Origin of the sequence: Kitasatospora sp. CB02891 (assembly GCF_002803145.1) — a bacterium.
Lineage (GTDB): Bacteria > Actinomycetota > Actinomycetes > Streptomycetales > Streptomycetaceae > Kitasatospora > Kitasatospora griseola.
The window spans coordinates 21,053-28,778 of sequence record NZ_NNBO01000019.1 but is presented as its reverse complement, the minus strand read 5'-3'; the positions used below and the strand labels follow the sequence as shown (position 1 = coordinate 28,778).

4 protein-coding genes are annotated in these 7,726 nt (G+C 73.8%); all 4 read left to right on the top strand.

The genetic code is table 11. The annotated features are described in order from the left end of the window. A partial coding sequence (locus CG736_RS31430) for a cytochrome ubiquinol oxidase subunit I (protein WP_232734303.1) occupies positions 1-1,347 on the top strand: 1,347 nt, incomplete at its 5' end. A gap of 11 nt (positions 1,348-1,358) precedes the next feature. Next, positions 1,359-2,363: a cytochrome d ubiquinol oxidase subunit II gene (gene cydB / locus CG736_RS31425; RefSeq protein WP_100589546.1), complete on the top strand. Its 1,005-nt coding sequence runs from the start codon at positions 1,359-1,361 to the stop codon at positions 2,361-2,363. 42 nt (positions 2,364-2,405) lie between these two features. Beyond that, a complete protein-coding gene (gene cydD, locus CG736_RS31420) occupies positions 2,406-5,861 on the top strand; it encodes a thiol reductant ABC exporter subunit CydD (protein ID WP_100589639.1) in 3,456 nt (1,151 codons plus the stop codon). A gap of 65 nt (positions 5,862-5,926) precedes the next feature. Beyond that, positions 5,927-7,708 (top strand): GAF domain-containing protein, encoded by a 1,782-nt coding sequence (locus CG736_RS31415; RefSeq protein WP_100589545.1) that lies wholly within the window; start codon positions 5,927-5,929, stop codon positions 7,706-7,708. The last annotated feature ends 18 nt before the right edge of the window (positions 7,709-7,726 follow it).

Genomic DNA, 7,726 nt, shown 5'->3' with positions numbered 1-7,726 from the left:
AACATCGCCATGGGCGTGGTCACCGGCATCGTCCAGGAGTTCCAGTTCGGCATGAACTGGTCCGACTACTCCCGCTTCGTCGGCGACGTGTTCGGCGCCCCGCTGGCGATGGAGGCGCTGATCGCCTTCTTCTTCGAGTCGACCTTCATCGGGCTGTGGATCTTCGGCTGGGACAAGCTGCCGAAGAAGATCCACCTCGCGTGCATCTGGATGGTCGCGATCGGCACCGCGCTGTCCGCGTACTTCATCCTGGCCGCCAACTCCTGGATGCAGCACCCGGTCGGCTACCGGATCGACCCCGTCACCGGCAAGGCCCAGCTCACCGACATCGTCCGGGTGCTGACCCAGAACACCACCCTGGTGCAGGTCTTCCACACCCTCACCGCCGCCTTCCTCACCGGCGCCGCCTTCGTGGTCGGCATCGCCAGCTACCACCTGTGGCGCGCCAAGCGGGGCAAGGAGACGGACCGCCGCAAGACCGCCGCGATGCGCACCTCGCTGCGCTTCGGCCTGGCCATCGCCGTGGTCGCCGGCCTCGGCACCGCGATCAGCGGCGACACCCTCGGCAAGGTGATGTTCGAGCAGCAGCCGATGAAGATGGCCGCCGCCGAGGCGCTCTGGGACACCCAGGCCCCCGCCCCGTTCTCGGTGTTCGCCGTCGGCGACGTCTCCAAGGGCCACAACTCGGTCGCCCTGGAGATCCCCGGAATACTCTCCTTCCTCGCGCACAACGACTTCTCGTCCGAAGTCCCCGGCATCAACGACATCGCCGCCGCCGAGGCCGCCCAGCACGGCGGACAGCCCACCGACTACATCCCCAACATCTTCGTCACCTACTGGGGATTCCGGCTGATGATCGGCTTCGGCATGACGTCCTTCGTCGCCGCGCTGATCGGCCTGTGGACCACCCGCCGCAAGTTCTGGCTGGCCCCCGAGCACCGCACCGGCGAGGACGAGCCGCCGAAGCTGATGCTCACCAGGAACCGTGAGATGAACGTCTTCTTCACCCGGTGGAGCTGGCGGATCGGCATCCTCACCATGGGCTTCCCGCTGGTCGCCAACAGCTTCGGCTGGATCTTCACCGAGATGGGCCGCCAGCCCTGGGTGGTGTTCGGCCTGATGCGCACCCGCGACGCGGTCTCCCCCAACGTCAGCGTCGGCACCCAGGTGCTCGGCCTGGCCACGCTGACCGCCCTGTACGCGATCCTCGCCGTGATCGAGGTCAAGCTGCTCGCCAAGTACGCCGCCGCCGGGCCGAACACGGACGAGAAGCCGCCCGCCAAGGACCCGACCCTGCGCGGCCCCTCGGACGAGGACTCCGACCAGCCGCTCGCCTTCGCGTACTGAGGACGGATCACATGCACCTGCAAGACTTCTGGTTCATCCTGATCGCCGTCCTGTGGATCGGCTACTTCTTCCTGGAGGGCTTCGACTTCGGCGTCGGCATCCTCACCCGGCTGCTGGCCCGCAACACCGCCGAACGCCGCGTCCTGATCAACACCATCGGCCCGGTCTGGGACGGCAACGAGGTGTGGCTACTCACCGCCGGCGGCGCCACCTTCGCGGCCTTCCCCGACTGGTACGCCACCCTGTTCAGCGGCTTCTTCGTCCCGCTGCTGATCATCCTGGTCTGCCTGATCGTCCGCGGCGTCTCCTTCGAGTACCGGCACCAGCGCGACGGCGAGCGCTGGCAGCGCAACTGGGAACTCGCCATCTTCTGGACCTCCCTGCTGCCCGCCTTCCTGTGGGGCGTCGCCTTCGGCAACATCGTCCGCGGCGTCGCCATCGACCAGGACAAGAACTACGTCGGCACCTTCTGGGACCTGCTCAACCCGTACGCGCTGCTCGGCGGCCTCACCACCCTGGCGCTGTTCACCTTCCACGGCGCGGTGTTCACCGCGCTGAAGACCACCGGCGACATCCGGCACCGGGCCCGGGTCCAGGCCACCGCCCTCGGCCTGGTCACCGCGGCCCTCGCGGCGGCCTTCCTGATCTGGACCCAGGTCCACACCGGCAACGGCTGGAGCCTGGCCGCGCTGATCGTCGCGGTGCTCGCCCTGGTCGCCGCGCTCGGCGCCAACCAGGTGGGCCGCGAAGGCTGGGCGTTCGGCTTCAGCGGCGTGACCATCGCCGCCGCCGTCGGCATGCTGTTCCTGTCGCTGTTCCCCGACGTGATGCCCTCCACCCTGAACGAGGCCTGGTCGCTGACCGTCAGCAACTCCTCGTCCTCGCCCTACACGCTCAAGGTGATGACGATCGTCGCGGTGATCTTCACCCCGCTGGTGCTGCTCTACCAGGGCTGGACGTACTGGGTCTTCCGCCGCCGGATCGGCGTCCAGCACATCCCCGCCGCCCACCACTGACCCGCCGTCGCAGGAGCACACCTGATGGAACGCCAGCAGCGGATGCGTCCGATCGACCCCCGGCTGCTGGCGTACGCCCGCACCACCCGCGCCTTCCTCGCCGGCTCCGTGCTGCTCGGCGGGGTGGGCGCGGCCCTGCTGGTCGCCCAGGCCGCGCTGATCGCCGACCTGGTGGTGCGGTCCTTCCAGCGCGGCCAGTCCCCGCTGTGGGGGCCGCTGCTCGGCCTCGCCGCCGTCACCGTCGGCCGGGCGCTGGTCGCCTGGCTGACCGAACTCACCGCCCACCGCTCGGTCGCCACCGTCAAGTCCACCCTGCGCCGCCGCCTGCTCGACCACGCCACCGCGCTCGGCCCCGGCTACCTGACCGGCCGCCGCTCCGGCGAGCTGGCCACCCTCGCCACCCGCGGCGTCGACGCCCTCGACGACTACTTCGCCCGCTACCTGCCGCAACTGGCGCTCGCCGTGGTCGTCCCGCTGGTGGTGCTGGCCCGGATCCTCGGCGCCGACTGGGAGTCCGCCGCGATCATCTGCGTGACGCTGCCGCTGATCCCGCTGTTCATGATCCTGATCGGCTACGCCACCCAGGCCCGCACCGACCGCCAGTTCGCCGGCCTGTCCCGGCTCTCCCACCACTTCCTCGACGTGGTGGCCGGCCTGCCCACCCTCAAGGTCTTCGGCCGGGCCAAGGCCCAGGCCGCCGCGATCGGCCGGATCACCGAGGACTACCGCCGCGCCACCCTGCGCACCCTGCGCCTGGCCTTCGTCTCGTCCTTCGCGCTGGAACTGCTCTCCACCCTCTCCGTCGCCCTGGTCGCCGTCTCCATCGGCTTCCGGCTGGTCAACGGCACCCTCGACCTGGAGACCGGACTGCTGGTGCTGGTCCTCGCCCCCGAGGTCTACCTGCCGCTGCGCCAGGTCGGCGCGCTCTACCACTCCAGCGCCGAGGGCCTGGCCGCCGCCGGGAAGATCTTCGAGGTGCTGGAGACCCCGCTGCCCGGGGCCGGCCGCCGCCCCGCCCCGCCGGTCGCCGGCGTCGACCTGCGGATCGAAGGGCTGACGGTCCGCCACCCCGGCCGCGCGCAGGACGCCCTGCACGAGGTCTCCCTGGTGGTGCCGGCCGGACGCACCACCGTGCTGACCGGGCCCAGCGGAGCCGGCAAGACCACCCTGGTGAACGCCGTGCTCGGCTTCGTCCGCCCGGACGCCGGCCGGGTGCTGATCGGCGACCAGCCGCTCGCCGACACCGACCTGGCGAGCTGGCACGCCCAACTCGCCTGGGTCCCGCAGCACCCCCACCTGTTCGCCGGCACCGTCGCCGAGAACGTCCGGCTGGCCCGCCCCGACGCCACCGACACCGAACTCGCCGCCGCCCTCGCCGCCGCCCGGGTCGACTTCGCCGACCCCGGCACCCGGCTCGCCGAGAACGGCCACGGCCTGTCCGCCGGCCAGCGCCAGCGCCTCGCGCTGGCCCGCGCGCTGCTCGCCGACCGCCCGCTGCTGGTGCTGGACGAACCCACCGCGCACCTCGACCCCGTCACCGAGGCCGCCCTGCTGGAGACCCTCGGCCGGCTCGACCGCACCGTGCTGCTGATCACCCACCGGCCCGCGCTGGTCGCCCTCGCCGACCACCACGTCCAGCTGCCCGGCACGCCCGCCGTCGCCGCCCCGGCGATTCCGGCCCCGTCCCCGGCCGCGCAGCCCGCCGCGCCCCGGCCCGCCGCGCCCCGGCCCGCGGGCGAGGAGGAACCGCCCGCCGAGCCGGCCGCGAAGCCCCGGCTGTGGCCCGCCGTGCTGCTGGGCTCGCTCGCCCTCGGCTGCGCCGTCGCGCTGATGGGCACCTCCGGCTGGCTGATCTCCCGCGCCTCGCAGATGCCGCCCGTGCTGTACCTGATGGTGGCCGTCACCTCGGTCCGGGCGTTCGGCATCGGCCGCAGCGTGTTCCGCTACACCGAGCGGCTGGTCTCGCACGACGCCGTGCTGAAGGCCCTCGGCGGGATCCGCACCGCCGTCTACCGCCGGCTGGAGCAGCTCGCCCCGGCCGGACTCCCGCAGTTCCGGCGCGGCGACCTGCTGTCCCGGCTGGTCGCCGACGTGGACGCCGTGCAGGACTTCCACCTGCGCTGGCGGCTGCCCGCCGCCGTCGCCGCCGTGGTGTCGCTGGCCGCCTCCGCCGCCCTCGCCGCCTTCCTGCCGCTCGCCGGACTGGTGCTCGCCGTCGGCCTGCTGCTCGCCGGGGCCGCCGTCCCCGCGCTGGAGCGCCGGATCTCCGGCCGCACCGAACGCCGGCACGCCCCCGCCAAGGGCGAACTGGCGACCGCCGTGCTGGACACCCTGACCGGCACCGCCGAACTGACCGTCGCCGGCGCCCTCCCCGCCCGGCTGCGCGCCACCCGCGGCGCCGACGCCGAACTGACCCGGCTGGCCGGGCGCTCCGCCGCGTCCGGCGCGCTCTCGGCGGGCCTGGTCGCCCTGGTCTCCGGCCTGACGGTGGTGGCCGCCGCCGCGGTCGGCGTCCGCGGCGTCGCCTCCGGCGCGCTGCCGGGCGTCTGCCTGGCGGTGGTGGTGCTGACGCCGCTCGCCGCGTTCGAGGCGGTCGCCGGGATGCCCACCGCGGTGCGGTTCCGCGAACGCGCCCGGGCCTCCCGGGAACGCCTCGCCGAGGTGCTGGCCTCGCCCCTCCCGGTGGTCGAGCCGGCCTCGCCGAAGACCCTGCCCGCCGAGCAACTGCCCATCAAGGTCAGCGACCTGACCGCCCGGTGGCCCGGCTCCGCGCGCGACGCGCTGCGCGGCGTCGACCTGGAGCTGCGGCCCGGCCGGCGGGTCGCCGTGGTCGGCCCGTCCGGCTCCGGCAAGACCACGCTCGCGCACGTGCTGCTGCGCTTCGTCGAACCGTCCGCCGGCTCGGTGCGGCTGGCCGACGGCGGCCCCGACGCCGTCGACACCCGCGAGCTGGCCGGCGAGGACGTCCGCCGGGTGATCGGCCTGTGCGCCCAGGACGCGCACGTCTTCGACAGCTCGGTGCGGGAGAACCTGCGTCTCGCCCGCCCCGACGCCGACGAGTCGCGGCTGCGCGCCGCGCTCGCCCGGGCCCGGCTGCTGGACTGGGTGGACGGCCTGCCCGAAGGCCTGGACACCATGGTCGGCGAGCACGGCGCCCGACTCTCCGGCGGCCAGCGCCAGCGCCTCGCCCTGGCCCGCGCGCTGCTCGCGGACTTCCCCGTGCTGATCCTCGACGAGCCCGCCGAACACCTCGACGTCGCCACCGCCGACGCGCTCACCGCCGACCTGCTGGCCGCCACCGAGGGCCGCACCACCCTGCTGATCACCCACCGGCTCGCAGGCCTGGACGACAGCACCGTGGACGAGGTGCTGGTGCTGGACGACGGCCGGGTGGTGGAGCGCGGCCGCTGGTCGCGGCTGGCGACCCGCCCCGGCGGCCGGCTCGCCGCGATGCTGGCCCGGGAACGGGAGGGCGAGGCCCACCGGGTCGCCGCCTGACGGGTGCCGCGCCCGGCGTTCCGGACGAACCGGGGCGCAACGACTCGAACATGCACACTGGTGGCATGGATCAGCCGGCCGCCGAGAACGGCCCACCGCGCATTCCCGAGATCTCCTCGCTCGGACTGGACACCCTGGTCACCGAGGTCTCCGAGCGCCTCCAGTCGGCCGCCGCGGTCGCCGACCGGATGCAGCGCCTGCTGGAGGCCGTCGTCTCGGTCGGCGCCGGCCTCGATCCGCACACCACCCTGCAGCGGATCGCCTCCGGCGCCGCCGAACTGGTCGACGCCCGGTACGCCGCGCTCGGCGTGGTCAACCCGCACGGCGGCGGCCTGTCCGACTTCGTCCACATCGGCGTCGACGACGCCACCGCCCACCGGATCGGCCGGCTGCCGGCCGGGCGCGGCATCCTCGGCGCGCTGATCGACGACCCGCGGTCGCTGCGGCTGACCGACCTGTCCACCGACCCGCGCGCGGTCGGCTTCCCGCCCGGACACCCGTCGATGGTGTCCTTCCTGGGCGTGCCGATCCGGGTCCGCGGCGAGGTGTTCGGCAACCTCTACCTGACCGAGAAACAGGGCGGCGGCTCCTTCACCCCCGAGGACGAGCAGGTGGTGCTGGCGCTGGCCGCCGCCGCGGGCGTCGCGATCGAGAACTCCCGGCTGTACGAGGAGGGACGCCGCCGCGAACGCTGGATCACCGGCGCGGCGGCCGTCACCACCTCGCTGCTCTCCACCGACGAGGCGCGGATCGCGCTGACCGTCGCCGCCGAACAGGTCCGCGAACTCGCCGAGGGCGCGCTCGGCATGGTCCTGCTGCCGGCCGGCGAGGACCGGATGCGGGTCGCGCACGCCTCCGGCGAACAGGCCGACTACCTGACCGGCGAACTGCTCCCCGAACACGGCCTCGCACCCCGGCTGCTGGCCGGCGAAACCGTCCGCCTGGACGACCTGGCGGCCGCCCCCGAGATTGCCTCGGACAGTCAGTTCGACCGCCTGGCACGGAGGTTCGGGCCGGCCATAGCGGTCCCGATGGTGTCCTCCGGGCGAGTCCTGGGCGCGCTCTGCGTCTGGCGCGAGGCCGGCGCCGCGCCGTTCACCGGCACCGAGCGGAAACTCGCCCAGACCTTCGCCGCACAGGCCGCGCTGGCCCTGCGGCTGGCCGAGTACCAGCTCAACCAGCAGCGCCTGGCGGTGTTCCAGGACCGCGACCGGATCGCCCGCGACCTGCACGACCTGGTCATCCAACGCCTGTTCGCCACCGGCATGATGCTGGAGTCGGCGGCCCGCCGGGCCGTCGTCCCCGAGGTCAAGGAACGCATCGGCCAGGCCGTGGACGAACTCGACGCCACCATCCAGGAAGTCCGCACCACCATCTACGCGCTCCAGCACGGCGACACCGACGACGAACCCGACACCCTGCGCACCCGGGTCCTGCGCGAGGGCAGCCAGGCGGCGGCGGCCCTCGGCTTCCGGCCCAGCATCACCTTCACCGGCCCGGTGGAGAGCCTGGTCGGCGAACAGGCCTCCCGCCAACTGCTCGCCGCACTGCGGGAGATGCTCTCCAACACCGCCCGCCACGCCCGCGCCTCCCACGTCGCGGTCGAACTCGACGCCACCGTCCACCTCGGCCCCGACGGCCGCCCCGTCCCGCCCGACCCCACCCATCCCGGCCTCCCCGGCGTCCTCCTCACCGTCACCGACGACGGCATCGGCATCCCCGCCGACGGCCGCCGCTCCGGCCTCCGCAACCTCACCCGCCGCGCCGAAGCCCTCGGCGGCGACGCCTGGCACGAACCCGGCCCCCACACCAGGGGCACCCGGGTCCGCTGGACGGCCCGGCTGTGACAGCCGGCTGACGGGAGG

Coding starts and splice junctions, on each gene's coding strand:
- cydB (WP_100589546.1), top strand. CDS start 1,359: ATGCACCTGCAAGACTTCTGGTTCATCCTGATCGCCGTCCTGTGGATC.
- cydD (WP_100589639.1), top strand. CDS start 2,406: ATGCGTCCGATCGACCCCCGGCTGCTGGCGTACGCCCGCACCACCCGC.
- CG736_RS31415 (WP_100589545.1), top strand. CDS start 5,927: ATGGATCAGCCGGCCGCCGAGAACGGCCCACCGCGCATTCCCGAGATC.